Raw genomic sequence first — 26,800 nt, 5'->3', positions numbered from 1 at the left:
CCGCAGGGGCCCGAATGAATAACCGGCAAGGATACCAGATTTACTGGCAGGACGAGAACTGTCAGGCACCGGGGTACCGGTATTATTACGGACGCTGTTAAATATCTTTAAAAAAGATCTTTGAGCCGCGCTGTAGGTTATACAGTGACTGTTTTTCAATGGGCAGATCATCGATTTGGCCGGGCACAAAGCCCTGTTCCAAAAACCAATGGGCGGTCTGGGTGGTTAAAACAAATAAACGGCGTATGCCTTGTTTGCCAGCGCCCTGTTCCAATTGCTCAAGTAAAGCTTGAGCTCGTCCACCTTTGCGATAATCCGGATGGGTGGCAACGCAGGCCAGCTCAGCGATCTCGCTATACGGATGCAGTGAGGCGCAGGCGATGATCGTGCCGTCTTTTTCCATGACGTTAAACTGGTTTATTTCTGTCTCCAGCCGCTCGCGCGAGCGGCGCACCAAAATGCCTTTGTCCTCAAGCGGGGCGATAAGCTCTAAAATCCCGCCCACATCATCAATCGTCGCCGGTCGCAATTGTTCGTAGTGACCCGAGTAGACCATGGTGCCCTGACCGTCACGGGTGAACAGTTCGCCCAGTAGTGCGCCATCCTGAGTAAAGTTAACCAGCTGGGCGCGCCTTACCCCTTGCTGGCAGCTTAAGTAGGCGCTTTGCAGTGCCAGGCCCACTAGGTCCGATAATTGGCTACCCTTGTGTTCAATGTGCTGTTGGCACTGAGTGAGGGTGAACTGGCGTATCAGTGTGCCATCCTGATCATAGACACCATCGGCATCGCAAAAGGCCAGTAGTTTGTCAGCTTGTAAAGCAGAGGCGACATGGGTCGCGACATCGGCATAGGTTAAATTAAACACCTCTCCGGTGGCCGAGTAGCCCAAAGGCGATAACAGCGCAATGGCTCCGGCGTCGAGCGAGCGCACCAGTTGTTGCGTGTTTACCCTGCGCACTTTGCCGGTGTGTTGTAAGTCGACACCATCAATAACCCCGTGGGGCATGGCTGAGACAAAATTGCCGCTGACCACTTCGATTCGTGAGCCGTGCATGGGGGAGTTGGGCAAGCCGGTTGAAAGCGCAGCCTCCATAGTGATTCGCGCCTCGCCGATGGCCTGTAGTACGGCGCTTAAGCTCTTATCGTCGGTGATGCGAAGCGATTGATGGAATTGGGTGGCGAGCTCGCCGGCATTGAGGCGGGCATCAATTTGCGGGCGCGCGCCGTGCACTAATACCAAGCGTACCCCTAAGCTGGCCAGCAGTGCCAAGTCTTGAATAATGTGGCTGAAATTGGCGTGCCCGAGAGCCTCGCCCGGCAGCATGACGACAAAAGTTTTACCCCGGTGGGCGTTGATATAGGGCGACGAGTGGCGAAACCACTTTACATAATCCTTTTGCGTATCATCACTCATGATTGGGCCTTTTGTCGCTGGGGATGTCTGCCATGCATAGGGTTTCTATCAACCCCTTAAAACTGTTCACGGCCGGTTCGATTTGTTCAAGGGCAATAAATTCGTTGCTTTGATGGGCCTGATCAATTGAGCCCGGCCCCATTACCACGGTCTGCATGCCCATTTTTCGATAAAACGGCGCCTCGGTGGCAAAGCCAACACTGGCGGGACTTTGCCCAGTCAAACTCTCGCAGGTTTTAATCAGCTCGGCGTCGGCCGATTGATAAAATGGATCAACCCCTTCAAATAAAGTTGAGAAAACTATATCAAGTTTACGGCGCTCGGCCAAAGGTGTCAGCCGCTGGCTGATTTGCTGGCGCAGTTCATCGTTGTGCATGCCGGGGGTGGAGCGTAAATCAAAGTGCAACTCGCACTCCCCGCAAATGCGGTTGGCGCCGTCTCCGCCGTGAATGCAACCGAGGTTCAACGTGGGAATTTCGACAGCAAATCCCGGGTTGCGATAGCGCTCCTGCAGTTCGCCCCGGTAAGCCATAAGCTCGGTCATTACCTCGTGCATGGCCTCCAGTGCATTGTTACCGAGCGCTGGGTTGGAGGAATGGCCCGCAGCCCCCACAACCCGTATCGACTCCATCATAATACCCTTGTGCATATGGATCGGTTGCAGGCTGGTGGGCTCGCCGACCACGGCGTAGCGCGCTTTAAGCCCGCCGCTGGCAGCGAGCTGCCGTGCACCGCTCATGCTGCTCTCTTCATCGGCAGTGGCGAGCACCATAATCGGCTGCTGTAGTTTCGAGCTGTCGATTTGACGCACCGCTTCTAGCACCGCAGGGAAAAACCCTTTCATATCCGTGGCGCCCAAACCGTACAATCGCCCGTCGCGCTCGCTCAATTGGAAAGGGTTGCTCTGCCAGCGGTCTTCATCGTAGGGCACAGTGTCGCTGTGGCCGGCAAATACCAGCCCGCCATCACCACTGCCAAGCGTGGCTAATAAGTTGTATTTCCCCGCATGCCCCTGCACCGGCATGATCTCGGTATTGAACCCGTAATCGTCGAGCCAGTTGGCAAGCAGTTCAATCACACGCTGGTTGCTCATATCCCAACTCGGCACGGCGCAGCTGACCGACGGTTCGGCTACCAGCTGTTGCAGTTGTTGGGTGTATCGCTGTAAATCAAAGGGCATGGGTTAAACTCCGTAAAACAGCCTGTTAGTGTAATACAGCTGGCGCGTTACGGGTATGGGGGAACTTGGAGCGAGTGACGGGAGGGCGGATGCCCTCCCGGTAAGCCTATCCCGGAGGGGCTAGCCAAATATACCTTTGAAAAAGAAGAAGAACAAAATAGCTAAACCGGCGCCAGCGGGTAAAGTGACCACCCACGACATAAAGATAGAGCCAACCACGCCTAAGTTGAGCGCGCCAATACCGCGGGCGAGGCCAACCCCGAGGACAGCACCTACCAAGGTGTGGGTGGTTGAAATGGGCAGGCCCGTGCCCGAGGCCAGCACCACGGTGGCAGCTGCAGCGAGCTCCGCTGCAAAACCGCGGCTGGGAGTCAGCTCGGTAATTTTTTTACCGATGGTGGCCATTACTTTAAAGCCGTAGGTAGCAAGGCCAATAACAATACCTAGGCCGCCGATTAATAGCACCCAGCTGGGCATAACGGATTTGGCCGTTACGCTGCCGGTTTTAATGACATTAATAATGGCTGCCAGCGGGCCGACAGCGTTGGCGACGTCGTTCGAGCCGTGAGCAAAAGCCATAGCACAGGCCGTAAAGATCATCAAAACGGCGAACATCTTTTCCACATTGGCAAAGCGGTTGCCGGTATCGGTTTCCTCTGGCTTCACCCGGCGCAGCATCACAATACCAATAGCGCACACAATGGCACCTACAATCGCGGCGACCATGGCGCTTTCCACAAAGTTCAGAGAAAAGCCGCTGTCTTTAAACACGTGCTTAAGCCCCTTGAGCAGGGTGACCATGGCGATTAAAAAGCCCACTGCAAACATATAAAACGGAATATAGCGCCGCGCTTGCAACATGGGATTTTCGGTATTCAGAATAAGCTTTTGCACTGACCGGAAAATAAAGAAGGCGATGGTTCCGGCCAGCATGGGCGAGACTACCCAACTCGCTACAATCGACAGTACCTTGCCCCAGGCCACGGCCTCTGGGGAGATGCCTACCGCAGCGAAGCCGACAATGGCCCCGACAATGGAGTGGGTGGTGGATACCGGCCAGCCCAAAATGCTCGCAATAAGCAGCCAGGTGCCCGCCGCTAGCAGCGCCGAGAGCATGCCGTACACCAAAAGCTCGGGTGTGCCGGCCATAATTGCCGGGTCGACGATGCCTTTGCGGATCGTCGAAGTAACAGCCCCGCCGGCCAGATAGGCACCCAAAAATTCAAAGATCATGGCGACAACAATCGCCTGTTTTACGGTGAGGGCCTTGGAGCCTACCGATGTACCCATGGCGTTGGCAACATCGTTGGCACCTACGCCCCAAGCCATAAAGAAGCCAAATACACAAGCGAGTATCAGCAGTATTTGGCCGTATTCCGCGATCACGGTCATGTGGTGTTCCCCAGTGTTAATTCGATAATAGAGTTCTGATTGATTAGCGGGCCAGCAATAGTTGCAGGCGGCTACCGACGGCTTGGGCCCTGTCGGCCAGCTCGCCAATCCAGTCAATGACCTGGTACAGGAACATCACATCCACTGGCGGTAAGTCAGCTTCTAGCGCAAAGAGCTTGGCGCGAATCTCTACCTGAAGGGCGTCGTTGCTGCGCTCGTACTGATCCAGCTTTTCGATCATATTTTCAACGATATCCAGCTCGCGGCCGCTAAAACCGGTTTCCAGCAGTTCGTCCAGCTCATTAATAGCCGTAAGCGCTTGCTCAGCGGTTTTTTGCGCCGAGTCGACAAACTCGACAAATTGTTGCTGTAAAGTGGCGGGAATAGACATGTGGCGGCCAAGCATAATGCCTGAGATATCCTGCGCTTTGTTGGCGATGCGATCCTGCATACTGAGCAGTTCTAAAAGATCGGAGCGGGGTACCGGTAAAAACAAGCTTTTGGGAAGGTGCAGGCGCAATTGTTTTTTCAAATCGTCAGCCTGATGCTCTATCTCCGAGATCTCCTGCTGAACGCGACGGGCGTTGTCCCAGTCGCCGTTAATCACCGCTTCAAAAAAATCCGCTAGGCGGCTGGACGCTTTCACGGCCACGCTCATGTGCTCCTGCATGGGCTTAATCGGGGATTGCCCAAACATGTTGGAAAAGGGGTTACCAAAGGCCATAACATTATCCTTGTGCAGAATTAGCGCGCAGTATATGAATTATCGGGCCGCAGGTCACCCCAAAACCGCGCTCTGTTTGTCGATCCGTTCGTGACGGCTGGTGTATCCAGAGGCTACAATCGGTCATATCGCAAGACAGCTCAGGCACAAGGAGCCCGCTATGTCGCAACAGGCCACCGTATCAATGGTGCTGGAATTACGCTCGGTGATCACCGATTTGGTGAGTGATGGGCGTATGAGCCAAGAGGACGCCAATGTGCTATTGGGGGCAAACCGTACGCGCAAACAGTCAACCATGCACCCATTAGCGTACATTGCCAGTCAAAATGTAGACGATGCCCTGCACCCCGGCAAGTTACTCGACGGTGAGGCTTTAACTCACTGGATGGCTGATCGGGCGCAACTATCGGTGGTTCATATCGATCCGTTAAAGATTGATGTCTCCAAAGTTACCTCGGTGGTTTCTTACGCCTTTGCCAAGCGCCACGGTATTCTCTGTGTGGGGGTCACCCCCGACGAGGTTGAGATCGCTTGCGCACAGCCGTTTATCGAGGGTTGGGAGCCGCAGGTAGAGCATGTGGCCCGGCGCCGGGTGAAAAAGGTGTTTGCCAACCCGGCGGATGTCGAGCGCTATCAAATAGAGTTCTACACGCTGGCCCGTTCGGTGTCGGGCGCGACCGGGGGTAAGAACTCGGTCGTCACCAATTTTGAGCAATTGGTAGAGCTTAAATCACTGGGCGACCCCGAGGCGGATGATAAACATGTGGTCAATATTGTCGATTGGCTGCTGCAGTACGCTTACGATCAGCGCGCCAGTGATATTCACGTTGAGCCACGTCGTGAGGTGGGGCGAGTGCGCTTTCGTATCGACGGCGTGCTGCACGATGTCTATGAGTTTCCTGCCAGCGTGGCGATGGCCGTAGTCAGCCGTTTTAAAGTGTTGGGGCGGATGAATATTGCCGAGAAGCGCAAACCCCAGGATGGTCGAATTAAAACGCGCCGCGCCGATGAAAGCGAAGTGGAGCTGCGCCTGTCGACATTGCCCACCGCCTTTGGTGAAAAATTGGTAATGCGGATATTTGACCCGGAAGTACTGCTGCGCAGTTTTCACGACTTGGGCCTGGTGGGCGATGACTTTAAGCGTTGGGACGGCATGCTGTCGCGCCCCAACGGGATTGTCTTAGTTACTGGCCCCACCGGTTCCGGTAAGACCACCACGCTCTATTCCTCGTTGCGCAAACTGGCAACCAGCGAGGTCAATGTCAGCACCATTGAAGACCCGATAGAAATGGTGGAGGAGAGCTTCAACCAGACTCAGGTGCACCACAAAATTGAGTTGGATTTTGCCGCGGGCATTCGCACCTTAATGCGCCAGGACCCAGATATCATTATGGTGGGCGAGATGCGTGACCTAGAGACAGCGCAAATGGCCGTGCAGGCCGCGCTAACCGGCCACTTGGTGTTATCTACGCTGCATACCAATGACGCGCCGGCATCCATCGCGCGGTTGCTGGATTTGGGGATACCGGCGTATTTGATCAATGCCACTTTGCTCGGCGTTATGGCCCAGCGCCTGGTGCGAACCCTATGTCCTCACTGTAAAGAGGAAGGGGAGATCAAGCGCGAGGACTGGGAGTCGCTGGTTTCACCCTGGAAAGTAAACATTCCGGAGAAGGTCTATCGCCCGGTGGGGTGCCTTGAGTGTCGCAATACTGGCTATTTGGGCCGGCAGGGAATCTATGAGATTCTGATGCTGAGCGACACTGTGCAGGACATGATTACCGAAAAGTGCAACCTGCAAGCTTTGCGTAAGCAGGCCATGCGCGAGGGTATGCGCACCCTGCGACTGTCGGGCGCGCAGAAGATTGCCGCCGGCTTAACCACTATGGAAGAAGTGCTGCGCGTTGCCCCGCCACCAGAAAGACGTGAACGATAAGCGGCCCATAAGTATTCAATAAAACCCGGAGATTCGATGATCGCACTACCCACTCTGCCTGAACCTCTTGCCCAAGAGGCGGAGCGTCAACTTGACGCCCTTCAGCAAGCGTTTTCTCAAGCTGAATTAGCGGCCTTGCCCCAACTCCTTGAACAGTGTAGCGGGGCACCTGAATGGGGCGCGTTTGAACGCCAGCTTCGCTTTGTTTTAGCCACCAGCGAGTTTGTCGCACAAACCTGTATTCGCCACCCGGATCTATTGGCCGATTTAATCGCCACGGGCGCGTTATTTACCGAGCAAGCTCAGTCCGTGTTAAACGATTTGGCCGCCCAAATTGACGCGGCTGAGGACGACACCAACTTGGATCGGTTACTGCGGCGCTCTCGCAACCGAGCCATGGTGCGTATTATTTGGCGAGACTTTACCCGCTTGGCCGACACCGAACAGACGACTTCAGAGTTGTCTCGCCTAGCTGACACCTTAATCCAGGGCAGCCTGAACTGGCACTACCGGGCACTGGCAGCGCGCTTCGGTGAGCCCAAGGGGCGACATTCAGGTGATACCCAAGCCATGGTCGTGCTCGGTATGGGCAAGCTGGGGGCGCTTGAGTTGAATGTGTCCTCCGATATCGATTTGATTTTTGCCTACCCCGAGGCGGGGGAAACCAATGGCGAGCGAAAAAATTTAACCAACCAGGAATTTTTTGTTCGACTGGGGCAAAAACTTATTCAATCGCTGGACACCCAAACCGCGGATGGCTTTGTGTTCAGGGTGGATATGCGACTGCGCCCGCACGGGCAAAGCGGGGCGCTGGTACAAAACTTTGATGCCCTGGAAGGGTATTACCAGTCTCAGGGGCGCGACTGGGAGCGCTACGCCATGATTAAGGCCCGCCCCGTGGCTTGGACGGCGGGAGGCGAGGCGGCCTGTGATGAGTTGATGAATATGCTGGCGCCTTTCACTTATCGTCAGTATGTAGATTTCGGGGCAATCGAAGCGCTGCGCGATATGAAGGGCCTGATTAACCGGCAAGTACAGCGCAAAGGCATGGATATGGATGTAAAGCTGGGGGAAGGCGGCATCCGCGAGGTAGAGTTTGTGGTGCAGTTGTTCCAGCTTATTCGCGGCGGGCGCGAGCTGGAGCTGCGCGAGCGCCAGGTGTGCAAATTGTTGCCCATGCTGGAGGCGCAGGGGTATCTGCCCGATGGCAGCGGTGTCGCACTGCACCGAGCGTATCTCTTTTTACGCAATACCGAGCACGCTATACAAGGTTACCAGGATCGGCAAACTCAGTCGCTGCCGATGGACGAGCAAGGGCAGTTGCGTCTAGCCGTGGTGATGGGCTTCGCCGACTGGCCGAGCTTTTTTACTGAACTCAACGCGGTGCGTACCACGGTTAACGAAGAGTTCCAGGCCGTGATCGCCGACCCCGATCAGGAGCAGTCGCTGGATGATGGTGAGCTGAATGAGTGGCGTGCCTTATGGGATGAGTCACTGCACGGGGCCGAGGCGATAGAATTTTTGGCTGCCCAAGGCTGCGACGATGGAAAAACGATACTGGCACTGTTGGATGGGTTGAAAAACTCGCGACAGGTCATCGCGATGCAGGCCTCCAGTCGCAGTCGGTTGGATCAATTTGTGCCTCGGCTCTTAATTGGCCTTGCCGGCGAGTCAGACATAGCTTACGCCGATACGCTCAAGCGAATTTTGCCTTTTGTCGAGTCAGTGGCCCGGCGCAGCGCTTATTTGGTACTGCTGGTGGAAAACCCCACCGCACTGGCTCAATTGGTACATTTGAGTGCGGCCAGCCCCTGGATTGCCGATCAGTTGGCCCAGCACCCGATATTACTCGATGAGTTGCTGACGCCCGAGAGCCTCTACACGCCGCCCGATAAAGACGCCTTGGTGGATGAACTCAGGCGCGAATTGCTTAGGTTTGGCTGGGACGACTTGGAAGGTCATATGGAAACCCTGCGTTACTTTCGCAGCGCCCATGCCTTGCGGGTGGCGGCGAGTGAGGTGACCGGTGCCTTACCACTGATGAAGGTGAGCGATTATTTAACAGATTTAGCTGAAGTTATCCTCGAGCATGTGCTGGCGCTGGCGTGGGAGCAAATGACCGCGCGCCACGGCTACCCGTGCACAGCTTCTGGCGAGGAGGAGCGAGAGCCGAATTTTATAGTGCTCGGTTACGGTAAGCTCGGCGGCATTGAGCTGGGACACGGTTCGGATTTGGACTTGGTGTTTGTGCACGACAGTGATGCATCAGGCTCTACCAGTGGTGAAAAGTCGGTCGATAACCTGACGTTCTACACCCGCTTAGGGCAGAGGATTATCCACATATTGGATACGCAAACCATGTCGGGCAAGTTGTACGATGTCGATATGCGTTTGCGGCCGTCTGGGAACTCGGGCATGTTGGTGACCTCACTCGATGCGTTTGCGAAGTATCAGCGTACCGAGGCCTGGACCTGGGAGCATCAAGCGCTGGTGCGTGCCCGCGCGGTCGCCGGCAAAACAGACTTGGCGGACCGCTTTGCGCAGGTGCGCAGTGAGCTTTTATGTCAGCCGCGAGAAATCCAAAAGCTGCGCCAAGATGTGATCGAAATGCGCGAAAAAATGCGCGGGCACCTCGGTAGCGGTACAGATAGTGGCAAATTTCACCTCAAGCAGGACAGTGGTGGTATCGTCGATATCGAATTTATGGTTCAATACGCCGTTTTAGCGTGGGCCCAAAAAGCGCCCTCGCTCACCCGGTACACGGACAATATCCGCATACTCGAAACCCTTGAGAGTGAAGCATTGCTGACCGATCAAGCCGTTTCGCAATTGATTGAAGCCTACAAGGCCTATCGATCCACCGGTCACCGTCTTGCGCTACAGCGCCAAGAGGCGGTATTGCAAGGTAGCGACGTTTTCGCACAGGAGCGAGAGCAAGTTACTGGGCACTGGCGACAGTTGATGGTCGGCGCCACAAATTAATGGGCGTGCTAACGAGCATCGACCTTTCCCCGAATGACAATTGAACTGTTTAGGAGTTGGCTATGTCACTTGCCGATCGCGATGGCGTAATTTGGCTGGATGGCGAACTGGTACCTTGGCGCGATGCACGGGTGCATGTACTGACCCACACCCTGCATTACGGCATGGGCGTGTTCGAAGGCGTGCGTGCCTATGAAACCGCAGAAGATGGCACTTGTATTTTCCGTCTGCAAGAGCACACCGATCGTTTGTTCCGCTCGGCGCATATCATGCGCATGAAAATGCCTTTTGCCAAAGATGTGTTAAACGAAGCGCAGAAACTGGTGGTGCGTGAAAATGGCTTGCACGAAAGCTATTTGCGTCCCATGGTATTTTACGGTTCAGAAGGCATGGGCCTGCGAGCCGATAACTTAAAAACCCACGTTATGGTTGCCGCCTGGGACTGGCCCTCGTATATGTCGCCGGAAGCGCGTGACTTGGGTATAAAAGTGCGCACCTCAAGCTATACCCGCCATCACGTGAATATATCCATGTGTAAGGCCAAGGCAAACGGCCACTACATTAATTCATTGTTAGCCCTGCAAGAAGCTTTGGATAGCGGCTGTGAAGAAGCCTTGTTGCTGGATAACGAAGGTTATGTGGCCGAAGGCAGTGGCGAAAACGTCTTTTTGATTCGCGACAAAATTATCTACACCCCAGAGCTGACCTCTTGCCTGGATGGTATTACCCGTAACACCATCTTCAATTTGGCTGCCGAGTGTGGATACGAGGTGCGGGAAAAACGCATAACCCGCGACGAAGTCTACGTGGCCGACGAAGTTTTCTTTACCGGCACCGCAGCTGAGGTTCTGCCTATTCGCGAGCTGGATGGCCGCATGATTGGTGAAGGCAAACGCGGCCCTATGACCACCGAGTTGCAAGCGCTGTATTTCGATGCTGTTAAAGGACGTTTGCCCCAGCATAAAGATTGGTTGGCACCGGTAAAATCGTAATTGGCCTGAAAAGCTTGTCAGTGTGACGTTGTAAATCTACCCCCATTGATGATGGGCGAGCACAATGGCAAGCTCTTTCGAGTCCGGTTTTCTGATATTGGGGCAGCACAGAAGCTCTTATGCTGAAAGTCTGAATTTGTGAGTCTACACCTTAGGTGATGATGCTTAGCGGTGTATTTTTTGTGCTGCCTTGATCGGTGCGGTGGTGTAAATAACTCAACAGGGACTTTAAATTGAGTGCGCCGCAGGCGCGGTAAGTCGAGCAACTCGCTGGCATATTGGGAGATACAAATTTTAGGTTTTGGCTAACTTGATATGGCAGTCACTGAGCAAGGCTTACCCGTGAGCCGAGTGGATAAATTCAAAACGCCAGTCATATTCGTACATTCGCAAGATGTCATTGTTCCACTTAGGCAGCCATTAACCCTGTACCAAGCCCTAAAAAGTTGGTAAATAAGTGCAGAGAGTGGAGTTGAGAGGCGATGATCATTATTTGCCTTAAGGTGAAACCCGCCTAAAGGCGCTTAACGCAATCATTGCGTTTGTGCGCAAGTATATCTAATTACTAAAAGGCTATTATGTCTACTTCGGATATTCAATCACCGAACAAAACTTCGGATACTGGCTCGCTTAGGGTCTACCTGCGTTTGCTTGCCTATATCAAACCACATTGGTTAAGTTTTTTAATCAGCGTGTTGGGTTTTATTGTGTACTCCGCCTCACAGCCTGCCATGGCGCAGTATATGGAGTATTTGCTTAACTTTATTGAAGCCGAGGCGCGTGGCCCCTTGTGGCAACCATCGGTCATTATCGTCGCTATTATTTTTGTAAGGGGTTTGGGCGGCTTTGTTGGCAATTTTTATATCGCCAAAGTTTCTTTTCGAATTGTTGATACATTGCGGGTGAAACTGTTTAACCACATGGTGTACCTGCCAGGTGAGTTTTATGAGCGCAACGATTCGGGCCAGTTAATCTCGTTGATTAACTTTAATATCAATAATGTAACCACCGCCTCCACTCAGGCTTTAAAAACAATCATACGCGAAGGCACAACCGTTGTGGCGTTGTTGAGTTACCTGTTTTATAAAGACTGGGTGCTGACTTTGTTGATGATGGGAGTGGTGCCCGTTATTGCTGTGCTAGTGGGCTTTGTGGGTAAGCGCTTGCGCCGACTTAGTTCCAAGGTGCAGCACAGTATGGGGGATATTACTCAGGTCACCTCCGAAATGGTCAGCGGTTACCGAGTGATGCGTAGCTTCGGCGGTGAAGAATATGAAAAAAATCGCTTTGCCGGTGCCAGTTGGCGCAATTATTTGCAGAATATGAAAATTGTATTGACCTCCACACTCAATACCCCGTTAATTCAAATATTAATTTCACTGTCCATGGCAAGCCTGTTATGGGTGGCTTTGGGGCAAATGCAAATTCAGGATGCAGGTGCTTTTGTGGCCTATTTTCTTGCGGTTGGTATGGTGCTTAAACCCATGCGCCAGTTGAGTGAAACTGTGCCTTTGATACAAAAAGGCGTGGCGGCGGCCGACAGCATTTTCCAAGTGTTGGATGAGGCAACGGAGTCAGATACGGGCGATTTGGTGCCAAAAACTGTTCACGGACGGGTCGAATTTAAGGATTTGAGCTTTCGTTATCGGGGCAGTGATCGCGAGGCGTTAAAAAATATCAATTTAACGGTGGAGCCGGGCCAGGTGGTGGCGCTGGTAGGACGATCCGGCAGTGGTAAGTCAACGCTGGTAAGTTTGTTGGCACGCTTTTACAGTGGCGCCCAGGGCCGTATTTTGGTTGATGGCGCCGATATAACAGAGTTTTCTTTGCGAGGGTTGCGCGCCCAAATTGCTTTAGTGACTCAGCAAGTGGTGCTTTTTAACGACACCGTGGCCAATAACATTGCCTACGGCGCTCTCGATACAGCGACAGAGGCAGACATTAAACAGGCTGCCGATCTTGCCTTCGCGACTGAGTTTATCGAACAATTACCGCAAGGCTTTAACAGTTTTATAGGTGAGAGCGGATCAAAATTGTCTGGTGGCCAGCGTCAGCGTTTGGCAATTGCTCGCGCCATTTTAAAAGATGCCCCTATTTTAATCTTGGATGAAGCTACCTCTGCACTCGATAATGAGTCTGAGCGCTATATTCAAAATGCCTTGGAGTCAGTTTCTAAGGGGCGTACTACCTTTGTTGTCGCACACCGCTTGTCCACGATTGAAAAAGCCAATCTGATTGTGGTGATGGATCAAGGAGAGGTTGTGGAGTCAGGGACCCATGCAGAATTAATAGCGAAGCAGGGGTATTATGCAAGGCTACAAAGTGCCAATCAGTCTGATTCCTTGACTCTATAAGCAATGAGCGGGCATGAAAAGTTTGATGATGATGGGCATTTTATTTTTTAATTGACCAAATACGACTGCTATTTGCGCCACGATTGAGTCCCCACCTATGGTTTGCATAGGTGGGGGCAAAAAGAGCGACGCTTTAGCGCTCTCCTCTCCCAATACAATAGTAAGTAAACCCTTTCGCTGTCATCCGGCTAGGATCATATAAGTTGCGCCCATCAAACACGATTGGGTTTGTCAGCTCTTTTTGAATTAGGTCAAAGTCCGGTGAGCGAAAGGCCTGCCATTCGGTCATAATAATCAAGGCGTCGGCGCCGTGTAGTGCGCTTTCTTTGGTGCCGCATAAGCGCAGACTTTGTGAGTTGCCATAAGCATGTTGAATCTGCTCCATGGCCTCGGGGTCGTAGGCCTGCACCTTGGCGCCGGCCTCCCAAAGTGCCTCCATTACCACCCGCGCTGGGGCTTCACGAATATCATCGGTATTGGGTTTAAAGGCCAGTCCCCACAACGCAAAAGTTTTACCGTTTACGTCGCCATAATGCTTCAATATTTTTTGCACTACAATTTGTTTTTGCGCGGCGTTACGTTGCTCTACTGCTTTAAGCAACAAGCTATCAAAGCCAATATCGTCCGCTGTACGAATCAGTGCCTGTACGTCTTTGGGAAAGCATGAGCCACCGTAGCCCGCGCCGGGGTAAATAAATTGGTAGCCGATGCGCGGGTCGCTGCCTATGCCCTGTCGTACCGCTTCAATATCGGCGCCCAGGCGGTCGGATAGATTGGCAATTTCGTTAATAAAGCTGATTTTGGTGGCCAGCATGCAGTTGGCGGCGTACTTGGTCAGCTCAGCGCTGCGCACGTCCATTACCATTACTTTGCCGTGTTTGCGCTCAAAGGGTGCGTACAGCTCACGCATGACTTCTTCGGCGTAGTTGCTATGGGTGCCGATAATAATCCGGTCGGGGCTCATACAGTCGTGCACGGCCGAGCCTTCTTTTAAAAACTCGGGGTTAGAGACTACATCAAAGGCAATATCTTCGTCCCTTGCCTTGAGTGCCTCGGCGACACTGATTTGCACCTTATCTGCCGTACCGACAGGCACAGTGGATTTGTTCACAATAACCTTGCGTTCGGTCATATGCTCGCCAATGGTCTTGGCGACCGCCAGCACATGTTTTAAATCGGCCGAGCCGTCTTCATCTGGCGGGGTGCCCACGGCGGTGAAAATGATCTGTCCATGGTTAACACCCAAAGTGTGATCGGTGGTAAATTCTAGTCGTCCCGCCTTAGAGTTTTCAATGACAAGTTCTTCCAGTCCTGGCTCGTAAATCGGCACATGCCCTTGGTTAAGCTGCGCTACCTTATTCTCGTCCAGGTCTACGCAAATAACATTGTTGCCCATCTCGGCCAATACGGCCCCCTGAACCAAGCCGACATAACCGGTGCCAAAAATCGTAATCTTCACAGTGAGCCCTTTAAGATTGTGCAATTTGTTGCGTCATATTACCGATTGGTAAACTCTGCGCAAGCCAAAAATAGAAGGTAAGAGCGAAATGTGACAAAAATATGTCAAATGCAGCACTTGGGCATGATTACTGACTCATTCCCCTGCTTTAGCGGGGTAAATAAGTTGTGGGTTATGTGGTGCTTTTTGATAACGGGGTGTAGTGGTCTCTTTTGGTACTTTAGTATCGTAATTTATAGTAGCTTGACCAGAGTTGCAGGCTTATAAAATAAAGTGATTGGCAGGTTCCGGGTTGTTATAGCTTTAAATCGGCCTTGATATACTCCAGATTAAATCCAATTTCCAAATAAAATGGATTTGATAATTTATGATCTTTGTCGTGGGGTGGTTTCTTTATGTCTACGAACTTGCTTGATTAACAAATCTCCTTTTGATGGGCTCTCTAAGGTTTAGTCATTGGTGATCGAGGTGTGGCATTTGTAATGCACTTTGTTTTTTTGAGGCCTCTGGCGGGCGGGCAGCTATTTAGTGGTTGAGGCTGTTTACGGGGTGAACGATAGTCAAATGTTGGCCCTGCAGGTTAATATATATCCGGCTTTGCCCCATTGTTTTTCTGCGAATTTAAGGGCCTTACTCGACAGTCGAGTGATGGCTTCTGTCGGTTGCTTACACTTTAGCCCACTTCATGATTAACCTTGTTTACGATAAATTATACTTGTTCAGCGGCGTGTTCAAGATCAGTGGTAGGGGGGGGGCACCAATATTGGCCTTAAAATGCACTCGCTATAAGTCACAAAAAGGTGCCGCTCTAGATTAGCATGGGCTAATGACGGTGATACAATAGCGAACTCCGCCACTTGTTTGGTGACATCTAGGCGCGCAAAACTGCCGTATGTTGCCGTGATGATATTGGCGTGGGATTCATTAATGACGCTCACCCCCAGATGGTGGCCAAACCCAGGAGCAATCTGCTTGAAGCTCACCGTAATTATGACCACCTACAACTCGCCCGAATGGTTAGAAAAAGTGTTGTGGGGTTACAGCGTACAGACGCACAAAGATTTCGATATTGTTATTGGTGATGACGGTTCAACCGAGCAAACCCGGGAGACAATCGACCGGCTCCGCCGCGACACTGGTTTGACGATCACCCATTTGTGGCAAGAAGATGAAGGCTTTCGTAAGTGCCGAATTCTCAATAAATGCATACGCGAGGCGTCGTCAGAATACTTGGTGTTTACCGACGGTGATTGCATACCTCGTAGCGATTTCTTGGCGGTGCATGCCAGTCGGGCCAAACCCGGTACCTACCTGTCGGGTGGCTATCATAAGTTGCCAATGAGCACGAGCCAGGCTATCACCCAAGATGATATTGTTGCTGGGCGCTGTTTTGAGCTTGCCTGGCTAAAATCCCACGGGCTGGCCTCGAGCCATAAGAACCTTAAGCTGACGGCCACGCCGTTTCAGGCGTCTATTTTGAATAGCATTACTCCAACCGCTTGTAACTTCAAAGGCTCTAATGGGTCGGTTTGGAAGCAAGACGCTCTCGCGGTGAACGGATTTGATGAACGCATGCCCTGGGGCGGGCTGGATCGGGAGTTTGGAGTGCGCCTGACCAATTCGGGTATTCGGCCTAAGCATGTTCGTTACGACGCCATCGTTGTGCACCTCGATCATGCCCGCGGCTATAAATCACCCGAGCAAGTGGCGCAAAACAAGGCGTTGCGGATCAAAAGTGAAAGAGAGAAGTTGACGCGTACCGATTATGGGATTGCTCAGTTATGAGCCCCCTTTGATGATTAGTATGGGGGCGGGCAGCTCACTGCCAAGCTAAGGGGCTGGGCATTTCTTTTGTGTGAATCCGTGTCCAACAAAGGACTCTAAAGGTGAATGCCCTGAATGGCGAGGCACGCACAGTGCAGTAGATTGATTATTCGGTAGTTGGCCTTATCATGTTGATTTTGAGCGTCCACCTCTTTAGTAGGAGGGCTTTGCGTTATTTCTTACCGGTCCATTTCTGCTGCCGTCTTCCTGTCGACCCCAGAACCAGATGAATATCATTGGCAGCCAGAAGTACAGCCAAATGGCTTTGATCGAGCTGATGGCGGTGTGACCGCTGGTCAACGTCAACAGCACTACCAACGCTACAATACCCACAAGGTGCCACTTGGCAATACTGGGCGCTGCGCTTTTGACGATAGCCCGCAAAACAAGCCCAAATACCCCGAACAGGCAGGCCGCGCCAATCAACCCCGTTTCTACTAGGGTGCCTAGATATAAGTTATGCGGATGGAAAACCGGAATGTTATTGGGGATCCAGTAGTGCTCTGCGGCCGGGGTGTTCTCCGGTGACGTGCCGGCGCCGAAGCCCCACCACCAGGATTCTGGTGGGTGTAACATATAACCTTTCCAAATTTCTAACCGATAGGAAAACCCGCGTTCGAATAATAGCTCGGACAAGCCATCTGGCCCGCGAAGTAGAAAAAGGGCAATGCTGATTATTGCCAAACCCACTAAAGTCGGGATGATTAATCCTGCTCGAGGGCCGCGCACAAGGTGTAGGGTGCCCACAAAAGTCCCGTAACACACCAGCGCGCCAAGCGGTGCGCGGCTACCGGATAGTACGATAGACAGAACCATGGCGATGAAGGTGGCGATCAGTAGTCGGTGGTCCCAGCGCTCGGCTGCAGAGCTGCGGGTCATTAGAAAGTGTCCGAGAGCAAAATATACCAATAATACCGAGGCCGCTTGCACAGGGTTGTGCAGTGCGCCCAGACCCGACAAACGTCCGTTGAATTGCTGGCCCAATGCGAATAAGAGTATGCCCCCACAGGCACCGATCAGAGTCAGTATCAAAAAGCAGCGTGCCCACCAGTGTGGTCGTTCTAGTATCCGCGGCAGCCAGAGGTAGAAGGCAACAAGCCCGAAGCTGATCTCCGCTCCCCAGCGCAGCGCGCGTAAATGTCCGTCGATTGGACCCAGCCCTACCACAAAGGTGGTGGTGGAGGCGTAGAGGGCGAAAAGGGCGGACAATAACAGCAAGGGGTCCTTCCACGGCAATTCTAACCGACGAGAGAGCAGCACGATTAAGCTAGCCGGTATGACAATCAGGTGAAAGAAATTTTTGTACAGCTCCTGCTCGGGGGAGAGCACCGTCAGAATCAACCAGATCACACACAGTGTGGGCATTCGCTGTGCCACCTGATCGGGAAATGAGGTGCGGGCCTGTGTGGTCGCGTTAGTATGCTGCATCAGTTGGTCGGTTCCGTTCATTGCTGCTCCGGGACCTGATCGGCCAGCCTCTTTGCGTCCAGACTGGCGGCATCATTGAGTTGCGTCAGTAGCTGGCGCAGAGGAGCGGTGTTGTTGCGCAGGACACTGCTCATTGGGTGTTCTCTCTCAACCAGGATTGCAAGCGGCGCAGGGTCGTGCGTACACCTGTGTTGGCGCGGCTACCGTTGTAGCGGCCTTTACTGACATGGCGTATGCGGTAAACACCGGGAATGGGGAGTGGCTCGCCCTGGCTGTGTATTAGCCAGCGAAATGCCCGGTCTTCGTGGCATTTGGCAAACTGCTCAACCGGCTGCTGATACAGTTTGATGGCGCGGCAGTAGCCGACGGCACGGCAGACATCACCGTGGGCAATTTGCAGTGGCCCGGTGGCTTTAGAGGGAAATTGAGTCGTGAAAGACGAGGTGTCGATATTCAATACCTGCGGATCGCCTGCTCCGGTTGTTAGCATAGGGTTATCTTCGGCGAGTAGTTCAGTGCAGCGCTCCTGCTCGGGAAATACTAGGGCATTTTGCCGTCCCTGCAGCTGCTCGGCCAAGGTATCCAGACACCCTTCGCGGAACATCAGATCGCAATCGGTAAACCAGACCCAGTCGGCCTGGGTTTGCAGTGCGGCTTGGTTGCGGCCGATAGCGCGTCGGAAAAGCTGTTGGCGAGGTAATGGTTGCCAGTTCCATGTCACACCGGGTACGGTTTGCTCGGCAAAAAAGCTCAGTAGACGCTCGGTTTGTTTGTCGTCGGGGCAGTAGAATACCGTCATGGTCACCGACAGCTTGCGGGGTGGAAAAAGCACAAGAGAGCTAAGCTGATAGGCGAGAAAATGTGAGTAATTCCAGCAATGGCTTACCACTTCCAAACTCAGGGGGCCGGTTTTTGCGGTTCTGGAGGAGACCGGTGGCAGGTTGGGCTCGAACCATTGTGAGGGCACCCAGCCACTAGCGGCCAGTCGGAAGAAGGCTAGACGAAGTGTTTCATACATGCAGAAAACCCATGCGGTCACTCATTGGGGTAAGTCAAAGGTCGGGGATTCTACCACACAGTGAGGGGGGAGGGGGCAGAGCAATATACTCGTGCCGCTGTATGGGCGGTGCGGGTATAGAGCGTATAGCTAAAAATTCCCCACAAGAGGCAATTGTCAGCGATATCCGCATATCAGCGCGTCAAAAAAGGGTGTGGAAGAGCCTGTGTTGGTTGGCCAGTGCTTCACAAGCCCTCGTTGTAGACGATTGAGGTTGGCCCGTTTCCAGGCGGTTGACTCGGGGCTGGCCGTGCGCAGCGCACCGCGGTCAAAATCAATCAAATATACCTGCCCCGAGTCGGGGTTAACTAATACATTTGTGGCGTTGAGGTCGGCATGGTAGACCCCAGCATCGTGAAATTGACGAATACATTGCCCCGCAGCTTCCCACAGTGGCCGATCCGCCTTGTCATTCAGTGTCAGTAGTGAGCGGGTGCCGGGCAGCCGCGCCACAATAATGGCGGCGCGGTAAACGAGGCCCGTGCGGCAGTAATGTGCGGCGATTGGCTTTGGTACCGGCAGCTGCCGAGCGTACAGCGTCTGCAATAGTTTATATTCGTTGATCGAGCGCACCGATGGCTCACCTAGGTATAAAAAGGCGTCTTTGATTAGCTTGCCGGGTAAGCCGCCACGGCGGTAGTGGCGCAACACCCACTGCTCGCCGCTCGCCGTGTTTACAAACCAGGCTGAACCGCGGCCGCTGCCGGAAACTGAAACTGCAGACTGGCCCCAGGCACGGGGTTCAAAGCTATCCAGTTGAATGGTGGTGCTAGTGCCAGTGCTTACCAGTGCGTGGTGATGGTCGCTGTCGATTCGTCGGTGAGATAGCTTAGTCATGGCTGGGCGATTGCGGCTCCAGGGTGAATGTCGGACGTTGTTGCGCCGCTCGAGAAAGACATCTATGACTCATTTTCCAGCAGCTGAATGCGATGGAACTTTATTCAACAATTTAAGTGCCATCCATGTTCCGGTCTGTTCAGGCATTGTAAAACGCCCGATACCATTGAACAAACTGGGAAACACCCTCGTCAACAGTGGTCATCGGCTGGTAGTTAAAATTCGCAACCAAGTCGGCAACATCAGCATAGGTGTCTGGAACATCGCCCGGTTGCATGGGCAGTAATATTTTCTCTGCCTTCATGTCTAATGCCGATTCCAGAGCGCTGATGTATTGCATAAGCTCAACCGGCTTTTGGTTGCCAATATTATAAATTCGCCATGGGGCTGTACTGCTGCCGGGGTCGGGATTTGCTCCGCTCCAGTCGGGGTTAGGCTGCGCGGGCTTGTCTAGTACTCGAATAATGCCCTCGACGGTATCATCGATGTAAGTGAAATCCCGGCGATGCTTACCGTAGTTAAACACTTGAATCGGCTTGCCCGCTAATATCGCTTCGGTAAATTTAAACAAAGCCATATCCGGGCGTCCCCAAGGACCGTATACGGTAAAAAACCGCAGCCCCGTGGTGGGCAAGTCATATAGGTGGCTATAGGTATGTGCCATCAGCTCATTGGATTTTTTGCTGGCGGCGTACAGGCTTAGAGGGTGGTCGACATTATGGTGTACGGAAAAGGGCATTGTCTCGTTTGCACCATAAACACTGGAGCTGCTCGCGTAGACCATATGCTCAACACCGTGGTGTCGACACCCCTCAAGCACATGGGTAAAGCCGAGGATGTTAGAGTCAATATAGGCAAGAGGGTTCTCAATAGAGTAACGAACTCCCGCCTGAGCGGCCAGATTGACGACTCTATTCGGTTTATATTGGTTAAAGATTCTTTCAACCTCAGCCCTGTCGGCTAGGTCTACTTTCTCGTGCGTGTACTTTTCATTGTGTAGGTGACGATCTAATCGTGCTTCTTTTAGTTTTGTATCATAATAGTCGTTGTGATTGTCGACACCAATCACCTCATGGCCTCGCGCGAGGAGTTTTATCGCTAGTGCTGAGCCAATAAACCCTGCCGTACCTGTTACCAAAACACGCATAAATTTCCCGGAAAAATTAACATAAAATATCCAGGCAGCCCGCTATATCTCAAGTCGATTCGGGCTGCTGCTGCCCCCCCTCCCTTATATCAGTCGAGTCTTTTCACCCCGCTTGGTTACGGTATGTGACCTGAGTAAATCATCAGCTAGTACACCATCGAGAGGCGCCGCCGGGGGGGTAATTGAGGCTTAGAAACTCCAGTGGCTGATAAATCGCTTTCGACGAAGGACCGATAGATAACAGTATATGGAGATTAGTATGCAGACATTAAATCTACATCAGCCTTGCTTTAATAATGACACAAACATGAGTGTCTTACCAATGTTGAGCGGCTTGCGCCAAGTTGTTGGCCAGCAAAAATAATGCGAGTTTAATCGGAGGCTGGTTCGCTTGATTTTTAGCTGAGGGCTAGAGGAGTTTGATGACTTGCACGTTATCGGGTAGACGACTGGCTCCAGCCTTTTCTATAGTATCAAGGTAAGTTTGCCAGTAATGATGGTGATGTAGACAAAAATCATGCAGCAGTGGCCAGGTGTATATGCCACTGTCATGGCCATCACTAAAAGTGAGCTTTACCCCGTAATTGCCCACCGGCTCAATCTTTGAAATACCGACTTCAGACTTGCCGGTTTGTAATTGCTCCTGTCCTTTGCCGTGTCCTCGCACCTCAGCACTGGGCGAGTGCACTCGCAAAAACTCCGCACTTAAGCGATAGCTTGCTTCGCCGTAGTGAAGTTCAAGCTCGGCAGCGTCGCGCAGTAATTTGATTTTGGTCGGCGTCATTTCTCAGTCTTTTGGGTAGTGGCGTGGTGCGGCAAGCCGCACCAGCTGGGGGTTACAATATATAGCGGCTAAGGTCTTCGTCTTGGGCCAACTCGCTCAGATGGCTATCAACATAGGCCCCATCAATCGTGAACGCTTTGCCATCACTACCGGCATCAAACGAAATGTCTTCCAGTAAGCGTTCCAGTAGCGTATGCAATCGGCGCGCACCAATGTTTTCGGTACGCTCGTTGACCTCATAGGCGGTTTCTGCAATACGGCGGATACCGTCTTTGGCAAACTCGATCTCCACCCCTTCGGTTGCTAGCAAGGCTTGTTGCTGCTCGGTTAGCGAGGCACTTGGTTCAGTGAGTATGCGCTCAAAGTCATCCGGGGTCAGTGCGCTTAACTCTACCCGAATAGGCAATCGCCCCTGCAGCTCCGGTATCAGATCGGAGGGCTTGGATAAGTGAAAAGCGCCCGAGGATATAAACAAGATATGATCAGTTTTGACCATGCCGTGTTTGGTGCTTACCGTGCAGCCTTCAATTAAGGGCAGTAAGTCGCGTTGTACACCCTCGCGTGAGACATCGGTACCGCCGCTTTCGCCGCGCTTGGCAACCTTGTCGATCTCGTCGAGAAAGACAATGCCATTTTGTTCTACCGATTCAATGGCCGTGGCTTTAATGTCATCGTTGTTGACGAGCTTGGCTGCCTCTTCCTCTTCCAGTGCTTTTAATGCCTGTTTTACCGGCATTTTACTGGTTTGCTTACGATCGTTGGACATGGAAGAAAACATATTTTGCAGCTGATTGGTCATGTCTTCCATGCCAGGGGGCGCCATAATTTCTACGCCGACCGGTGTGGCCGCTAAATCAATTTCAATTTCTTTATCGTCCAGCTCACCTTCACGCAATTTTTTGCGGAAAATCTGCCGGGTATTGGCGCCGCTGTCGGCATCTTGTTCGCCGCGCGCCTTGGGTAATAGGGCGTCGAGTACGCGCTCTTCCGCCGCTTCGGCTGCGCTTAGTTGTACCCGTTGCATGGCACTTTCACGCTGCATTTTAATGGCGCTTTCTACGAGGTCGCGAATAATGGACTCGACATCGCGCCCGACATAACCGACTTCGGTAAATTTAGTAGCCTCAATTTTAATAAAGGGCGCGTTTGCCAGCTTGGCCAGTCGGCGGGCAATTTCGGTTTTGCCCACGCCGGTGGGGCCAATCATAAGAATGTTTTTGGGGGTGATTTCGCTGCGTAAGTCGGCATTGACTTGCATGCGGCGCCAGCGATTGCGCAAGGCAATAGCAACGGCGCGTTTGGCATTGTTTTGGCCAACAATGTGGCGGTCTAGCTCGTGAACAATTTCACGGGGCGTCATACTGGACATAGTGAGCTCGCAGTTAAAATTCCAGAGTTTCGATGGTGTGATTTTGATTGGTGTAGATGCAGATGTCACCGGCAATGCCGAGGCCTTTTCTGACAATATCCTCGGCGGCCATGTCGGTGTTGTCCAAAAGCGCTCTAGCGGCCGATTGTGCGAAAGCACCACCAGAGCCAATAGCGATTAAGTCGTCCTCGGGCTGAATGACATCACCATTGCCGGTAATAATCAGCGACGCCTCTTTATCGGCTACCGCCAACAGCGCTTCGAGTTTTCGCAGTGAGCGCTCGGTGCGCCAGTCTTTGGCGAGTTCTACCGCCGCTCGGGTGAGCTGGCCGTTATAGGCCTCCAGTTTGGCTTCAAAGCGTTCAAATAATGTAAAGGCATCAGCGGTACCGCCGGCAAAGCCTGCGATTACCTGACCGTTATAAAGTCGGCGCACCTTGCGTGCATTGCCTTTCATAATGGTGTTGCCTAAAGACACTTGGCCGTCACCGCCGATAACAACACTGTTGCCACGGCGCACGGAAAGAATAGTGGTACCCCGGTACTGTTCCACGAGTACTCCTTATACGATGTTCGGATGAATGTATAAATCTGATTTAAACAGTAATTGGGGGCAGCGCCGGACTATTTCAAGTTATCCGGCGCCGTGCTGAATGATTGTTGAGTTTGAATGGAAAAGCGAGTGGCTGGCTGTGCTTAGCTATCGGTTTTGCGTTTTAATACCAATGCGCTGTAGCGATTTGATACCAATGTTGAGCGCGCTTTGGCCATGCGGCTTTGATTGTCAAAGGGGCCAACCACCACCCGGTGCCACAATTCGCCACCGCGAATGGTGACTTGTTCAGTATGGGCGTCTAGGTTCAGTAAAATTAACTGCGCACGCAAGGCGTCGGCATCTGCAGCGCGCCGGAATGAGCCCACTTGCAGTAGGTACTCAACCGGCGTGCTGACGTTGGTTTCAATTTCGGCAGGCTCGGTAGCCGGTACGATTTCTTCACTCTCCTGCAAAAGTTTATAAAAATCGAAGCGCGGCTTGGGCAGCGTCTGTTCTGGCGCAGGCGTTGGCGCTTGCTCGGTCGCAGACTTTGGGGCTGGGCTGGTGGTGGCTTGGGCGGGGGCCTGGGGCTGTGGTGTTGGAGTAACACCTGCGAGATACACCAAAAAACTGATAAAAGCGCCCAACACAGAGCCGATAAAAAGCCATACCCACCAAGGGACTTGGGCCTTGGGGGCCGCTTTTTTGGCTTTAGTCGGCGGGCGTTTTTTCTTAGCGTAATCGCGGGTCATTAAGTTGGCTCTGAGCAAAAGCCGCTATTTTACGGCCGACGGTACTAGGGGGCAACGTGAAAGTGCTATTTGTTGGGGCGTCGAGCCATATTGTGTTCAGTTCTGGTCGTCGCAATGTCAAACAGAGCTGTGGTGACGAGCCGTAAGTTCAGTTGGTTTTGAGTGGTTTAGGATGATCGACTGGCCACAATTAGCTCATATCTTGTGGGTCTACATCAATAGACCAGCGCAAATGGCGTGGGGTTTTGATGGAGTCGAGGTGCTCGGCCAAAGCTCTGAGAAAGGCCTGTAGGGCGTGGCGGGAAGGGCCTCTGACTTGCAGTAGATGGCGATAACGCTGGCCTTTTTTCTCCATCAGGGCTGGCATTGGCCCCAGCATTTGCACCGCGTTTTGCTCCGCAAGTGGTGCCAGACTTTGCCTCAGCTGGTTGAGAAACTGATGCGGGCTGTCGGCTTCGGGGGCGTCGGCGCGGACCAGTGCGATGGGTAGAAAGGGCGGCATCTGACTCATTTGCCGCTCTTCCAGTAAGGTTGCGGCGAAGGCGGAATAGCCCTGCTGTATCAGTCGTTGGAGCAGCGGATGGTGGCGGTTTTGGGTTTGCAGAATAACCTCACCGCGCCGATCACCGCGCCCCGAACGCCCCGCAACCTGAGTAATGAGCTGCCCCAGGCGTTCGGGGCCGCGAAAATCCGCGCTCAGCAGGCCGCCATCGACATCGAGAATAATCGCGAGAGAAACCTTGGGGAAATGATGGCCTTTGGCCAGCATTTGGGTGCCGACCAAAATACAGGGTTCACCACTGTTGATGCGTGTAAACAGGTCTTCCAAAGCCCCTTTTTGGCGAGTGCTGTCGCGGTCAATACGCCAGACAGGCACGGAGGTGAAACGCTGATTCAAAGCCTGTTCACTGCGTTCGGTGCCCTGGCCGATTGGTTCTAAATGGTGTCCGTGGCAGCTTTCGCAAGTGCGCAAAATGGGGCGTTGAAAATCGCAGTGATGGCAATGTAAGTGTCGCGGGTTATGGTGCAGGGTGAGCCGCGCGTCGCAATTGGGGCAGTTGACCACCGCGCCACAATCCCGGCATTTTAACGCCGGTGCAAAGCCGCGCCGATTGAGAAAAACTAATACCTGGTTGCCTTGGGCTAAGTGCTGCTCAATGGCCAATAAGCTCTCGGCGGCTAAACCTTGGTGGTGATCACTGCTGTCGATGACGTTAATTAAAGGTGCCGCTTGACGATTGGCTCTGTGCCGCAATGGCAAGGCCTGAAAACGACCGGTGTTGACATTGTGCAAGCTCTCAAGCGCCGGTGTGGCCGAGCCTAATATCAGCGGTATGTTTAAATTTTTGGCGCGTACACAGGCAAGGTCGCGGGCCGAGTAGCGAAAACCATCTTGCTGCTTGAAGGAGGTATCGTGTTCCTCATCAATAATGATAAGCCCTGGGTTTTTCAATGGGGTAAACAGGGCCGAGCGGGTGCCAATGATAATGCTGGCTTCCCCGCTGGCAGCGCGCAGCCAACTGTTAAGCCGCTCGCGATCGTTGAGGCCCGAGTGTAATACGGCGACTGAGGCGCCAAATCGCCGTGCAAAACGCTTGATGGTTTGCGGGGTTAGGCCTATTTCAGGCACCAGTACGAGAGTTTGAGCCTGCTCAGCGCCTTCGCGTAAGCGAGCGATAGCTTGTAAATAAACTTCGGTTTTACCACTGCCAGTGGCACCGTCGAGTAAATAGGTCTGATAGCGCTCAAACGAAATGGCATCAAGAGCAGCCTGCTGTTCAGCGTTGAGGTTAAGGGGGGATTCGCTATTGGTTATAGGTGGCGCCGCGCAGGTGTGGGCCAAGCCCTTTTCTTGTAGGCGTAATAGGGCGTCGCGGGCAAAGCCTGCTTCTTTTAAAGCTTGCCACGTGGTTCCGGGCCGTTCGCGCAATTGGTGTAATAGTTGCGCTTGCTTGGGCGCTTTCGCTAAGGCGTTGTCTGGCAGGCCCAGTCCTTCGGTGGTGAGTTGCCAGCACTGCTCGGCGGTAGATAATTGTGGTGTCATGGCTGCCCCTTGGCGCAGCAATACCGGTAGGGCGGCCTGTAGAGCTTCGCCAATGGGGCACTGGTAGTAATCGGCTGCCCAAAGTAGCAGTTGCAGCAGTTCATCGTTGACCGCGGGGGTGGGGTCGAGCACCGTGGTAATCGGCTTTAGTCGGTCGGTCGGGGTGTCACTTTGGGATGCGTGCTTAAGCACAATACCAATTAATGTACGGTGGCCAAAGGGCACTTCGACCCGCGCGCCTATCGCTGTCTTGTGTTGCTCATTAGGCAATAAATAGTCGAATACGCGCCGCAGCGGAACGGGAAGGGCGACTTGTATGATACGCTGCGCGGTCATTGATGCGGTGGCCATTTATTGTGGATGAGTTGATTGACACTGCAATCTATCATATCGGGTGAATGAAAAAGCCCAAGTTCTAAGTGAGCATCATATTACGGTATTTAACCGCTCACTTCAGCCGTGTCGGATGCTGTGAGAAATCGTTTGAAAAATACACATTTTTCTTGATTTGGTCTCGGTCTGTGGTAGTATCGCCGCCCCTAAGCACTAACCAACCTGAGATACCGTGCTCGGCGCAGAGACTGATTCAG

19 protein-coding genes are annotated in these 26,800 nt (G+C 52.9%); 5 read left to right on the top strand and 14 right to left on the bottom strand.

The window, feature by feature from the left end:
- Positions 1-97: 97 nt before the first annotated feature.
- The 4 genes from argA to Q4563_RS03845 form a co-directional block, all read right to left on the bottom strand.
- Entirely contained in the window at positions 98-1,414 is a 1,317-nt protein-coding gene (gene argA, locus Q4563_RS03860) for an amino-acid N-acetyltransferase (RefSeq protein WP_303603658.1), read from the bottom strand.
- Positions 1,407-2,594, bottom strand: coding sequence for an acetylornithine deacetylase (gene argE / locus Q4563_RS03855; RefSeq protein WP_215976930.1), 1,188 nt, complete (start codon positions 2,592-2,594; stop codon positions 1,407-1,409). Before argE ends, argA begins: the two co-directional genes overlap by 8 nt.
- A gap of 120 nt (positions 2,595-2,714) precedes the next feature.
- Complete coding sequence (locus tag Q4563_RS03850; protein ID WP_303603657.1) at positions 2,715-3,986, bottom strand: inorganic phosphate transporter; 1,272 nt, start codon at positions 3,984-3,986, stop codon at positions 2,715-2,717.
- A 43-nt stretch (positions 3,987-4,029) separates the two neighbouring features.
- A complete protein-coding gene (locus Q4563_RS03845) occupies positions 4,030-4,710 on the bottom strand; it encodes a TIGR00153 family protein (RefSeq protein ID WP_215976932.1) in 681 nt (226 codons plus the stop codon).
- A 160-nt stretch (positions 4,711-4,870) separates the two neighbouring features.
- Here Q4563_RS03845 and Q4563_RS03840 point away from each other — a divergent pair, with 160 nt between their 5' ends.
- The 4 genes from Q4563_RS03840 (at position 4,871) to msbA (ending at position 12,974) form a co-directional block, all read left to right on the top strand.
- Positions 4,871-6,646 carry a GspE/PulE family protein gene (locus Q4563_RS03840; RefSeq protein ID WP_303603656.1) on the top strand — a complete coding sequence of 592 codons (1,776 nt, stop codon included), beginning with the start codon at positions 4,871-4,873 and terminating at the stop codon, positions 6,644-6,646.
- 36 nt (positions 6,647-6,682) lie between these two features.
- Positions 6,683-9,628 (top strand): bifunctional [glutamate--ammonia ligase]-adenylyl-L-tyrosine phosphorylase/[glutamate--ammonia-ligase] adenylyltransferase, encoded by a 2,946-nt coding sequence (glnE, locus tag Q4563_RS03835; protein WP_303603655.1) that lies wholly within the window; start codon positions 6,683-6,685, stop codon positions 9,626-9,628.
- Between the two features lie 62 nt (positions 9,629-9,690).
- A complete protein-coding gene (locus Q4563_RS03830; protein ID WP_215976935.1) occupies positions 9,691-10,620 on the top strand; it encodes a branched-chain amino acid transaminase in 930 nt (309 codons plus the stop codon).
- Between the two features lie 578 nt (positions 10,621-11,198).
- Entirely contained in the window at positions 11,199-12,974 is a 1,776-nt protein-coding gene (gene msbA / locus Q4563_RS03825) for a lipid A export permease/ATP-binding protein MsbA (protein ID WP_215976936.1), read from the top strand.
- A 133-nt stretch (positions 12,975-13,107) separates the two neighbouring features.
- Here msbA and Q4563_RS03820 read toward each other — a convergent pair whose 3' ends face one another.
- Complete coding sequence (locus Q4563_RS03820; RefSeq protein ID WP_215976937.1) at positions 13,108-14,433, bottom strand: UDP-glucose dehydrogenase family protein; 1,326 nt, start codon at positions 14,431-14,433, stop codon at positions 13,108-13,110.
- 972 nt (positions 14,434-15,405) lie between these two features.
- Here Q4563_RS03820 and Q4563_RS03815 point away from each other — a divergent pair.
- The gene (locus Q4563_RS03815) at positions 15,406-16,218 is read left to right on the top strand and encodes a glycosyltransferase family 2 protein (RefSeq protein ID WP_215976938.1); all 813 of its coding nucleotides are present in this window, start codon (positions 15,406-15,408) and stop codon (positions 16,216-16,218) included.
- Between the two features lie 192 nt (positions 16,219-16,410).
- Here Q4563_RS03815 and Q4563_RS03810 read toward each other — a convergent pair whose 3' ends face one another.
- The 9 genes from Q4563_RS03810 to Q4563_RS03770 all read right to left on the bottom strand — a co-directional run bounded on the left by Q4563_RS03810 (position 16,411) and on the right by Q4563_RS03770 (position 26,546).
- A complete protein-coding gene (locus Q4563_RS03810) occupies positions 16,411-17,706 on the bottom strand; it encodes an O-antigen ligase family protein (RefSeq protein ID WP_303603654.1) in 1,296 nt (431 codons plus the stop codon).
- A gap of 109 nt (positions 17,707-17,815) precedes the next feature.
- A complete protein-coding gene (locus tag Q4563_RS03805; RefSeq protein WP_215976940.1) occupies positions 17,816-18,703 on the bottom strand; it encodes a glycosyltransferase family 2 protein in 888 nt (295 codons plus the stop codon).
- Positions 18,704-18,859: 156 nt separating this feature from the next.
- On the bottom strand, positions 18,860-19,579 hold the full coding sequence (locus tag Q4563_RS03800; protein WP_215976941.1) for a 3-deoxy-D-manno-octulosonic acid kinase: 720 nt from the start codon (positions 19,577-19,579) through the stop codon (positions 18,860-18,862).
- Between the two features lie 139 nt (positions 19,580-19,718).
- Positions 19,719-20,726: an NAD-dependent epimerase gene (locus Q4563_RS03795; protein ID WP_215976942.1), complete on the bottom strand. Its 1,008-nt coding sequence runs from the start codon at positions 20,724-20,726 to the stop codon at positions 19,719-19,721.
- A 409-nt stretch (positions 20,727-21,135) separates the two neighbouring features.
- Positions 21,136-21,510, bottom strand: a complete 375-nt coding sequence (locus tag Q4563_RS03790; protein WP_215976943.1) for a gamma-butyrobetaine hydroxylase-like domain-containing protein — start codon at positions 21,508-21,510, stop codon at positions 21,136-21,138.
- Between the two features lie 52 nt (positions 21,511-21,562).
- On the bottom strand, positions 21,563-22,879 hold the full coding sequence (hslU, locus tag Q4563_RS03785; RefSeq protein ID WP_215976944.1) for an ATP-dependent protease ATPase subunit HslU: 1,317 nt from the start codon (positions 22,877-22,879) through the stop codon (positions 21,563-21,565).
- 13 nt (positions 22,880-22,892) lie between these two features.
- Positions 22,893-23,432: an ATP-dependent protease subunit HslV gene (hslV, locus tag Q4563_RS03780; protein ID WP_215976945.1), complete on the bottom strand. Its 540-nt coding sequence runs from the start codon at positions 23,430-23,432 to the stop codon at positions 22,893-22,895.
- 143 nt (positions 23,433-23,575) lie between these two features.
- A complete protein-coding gene (locus Q4563_RS03775) occupies positions 23,576-24,166 on the bottom strand; it encodes an SPOR domain-containing protein (protein WP_303603653.1) in 591 nt (196 codons plus the stop codon).
- Positions 24,167-24,356: 190 nt separating this feature from the next.
- A complete protein-coding gene (locus tag Q4563_RS03770; RefSeq protein WP_303603652.1) occupies positions 24,357-26,546 on the bottom strand; it encodes a primosomal protein N' in 2,190 nt (729 codons plus the stop codon).
- Positions 26,547-26,800: the final 254 nt, after the last annotated feature.

The sequence above is a fragment of the Gilvimarinus sp. 1_MG-2023 genome, from assembly GCF_030548285.1.
Note: the sequence above shows the minus strand (reverse complement) of the source record. Positions and strands in the feature narration are given on the sequence as shown.

Bases quoted from the DNA above. Each gene is read 5' to 3' on its own strand.
- Q4563_RS03790 (WP_215976943.1), bottom strand. From the start codon at position 21,510: ATGACGCCGACCAAAATCAAATTACTGCGCGACGCTGCCGAGCTTGAA.
- Q4563_RS03775 (WP_303603653.1), bottom strand. From the start codon at position 24,166: ATGACCCGCGATTACGCTAAGAAAAAACGCCCGCCGACTAAAGCCAAA.
- Q4563_RS03795 (WP_215976942.1), bottom strand. From the start codon at position 20,726: ATGCGTGTTTTGGTAACAGGTACGGCAGGGTTTATTGGCTCAGCACTA.
- Q4563_RS03830 (WP_215976935.1), top strand. From the start codon at position 9,691: ATGTCACTTGCCGATCGCGATGGCGTAATTTGGCTGGATGGCGAACTG.
- argA (WP_303603658.1), bottom strand. From the start codon at position 1,414: ATGAGTGATGATACGCAAAAGGATTATGTAAAGTGGTTTCGCCACTCG.
- argE (WP_215976930.1), bottom strand. From the start codon at position 2,594: ATGCCCTTTGATTTACAGCGATACACCCAACAACTGCAACAGCTGGTA.
- hslU (WP_215976944.1), bottom strand. From the start codon at position 22,879: ATGTCCAGTATGACGCCCCGTGAAATTGTTCACGAGCTAGACCGCCAC.
- Q4563_RS03770 (WP_303603652.1), bottom strand. From the start codon at position 26,546: ATGACCGCGCAGCGTATCATACAAGTCGCCCTTCCCGTTCCGCTGCGG.
- Q4563_RS03850 (WP_303603657.1), bottom strand. From the start codon at position 3,986: ATGACCGTGATCGCGGAATACGGCCAAATACTGCTGATACTCGCTTGT.
- msbA (WP_215976936.1), top strand. From the start codon at position 11,199: ATGTCTACTTCGGATATTCAATCACCGAACAAAACTTCGGATACTGGC.
- Q4563_RS03810 (WP_303603654.1), bottom strand. From the start codon at position 17,706: ATGAACGGAACCGACCAACTGATGCAGCATACTAACGCGACCACACAG.
- glnE (WP_303603655.1), top strand. From the start codon at position 6,683: ATGATCGCACTACCCACTCTGCCTGAACCTCTTGCCCAAGAGGCGGAG.
- Q4563_RS03800 (WP_215976941.1), bottom strand. From the start codon at position 19,579: ATGACTAAGCTATCTCACCGACGAATCGACAGCGACCATCACCACGCA.
- Q4563_RS03845 (WP_215976932.1), bottom strand. From the start codon at position 4,710: ATGGCCTTTGGTAACCCCTTTTCCAACATGTTTGGGCAATCCCCGATT.
- Q4563_RS03840 (WP_303603656.1), top strand. From the start codon at position 4,871: ATGTCGCAACAGGCCACCGTATCAATGGTGCTGGAATTACGCTCGGTG.
- Q4563_RS03805 (WP_215976940.1), bottom strand. From the start codon at position 18,703: ATGTATGAAACACTTCGTCTAGCCTTCTTCCGACTGGCCGCTAGTGGC.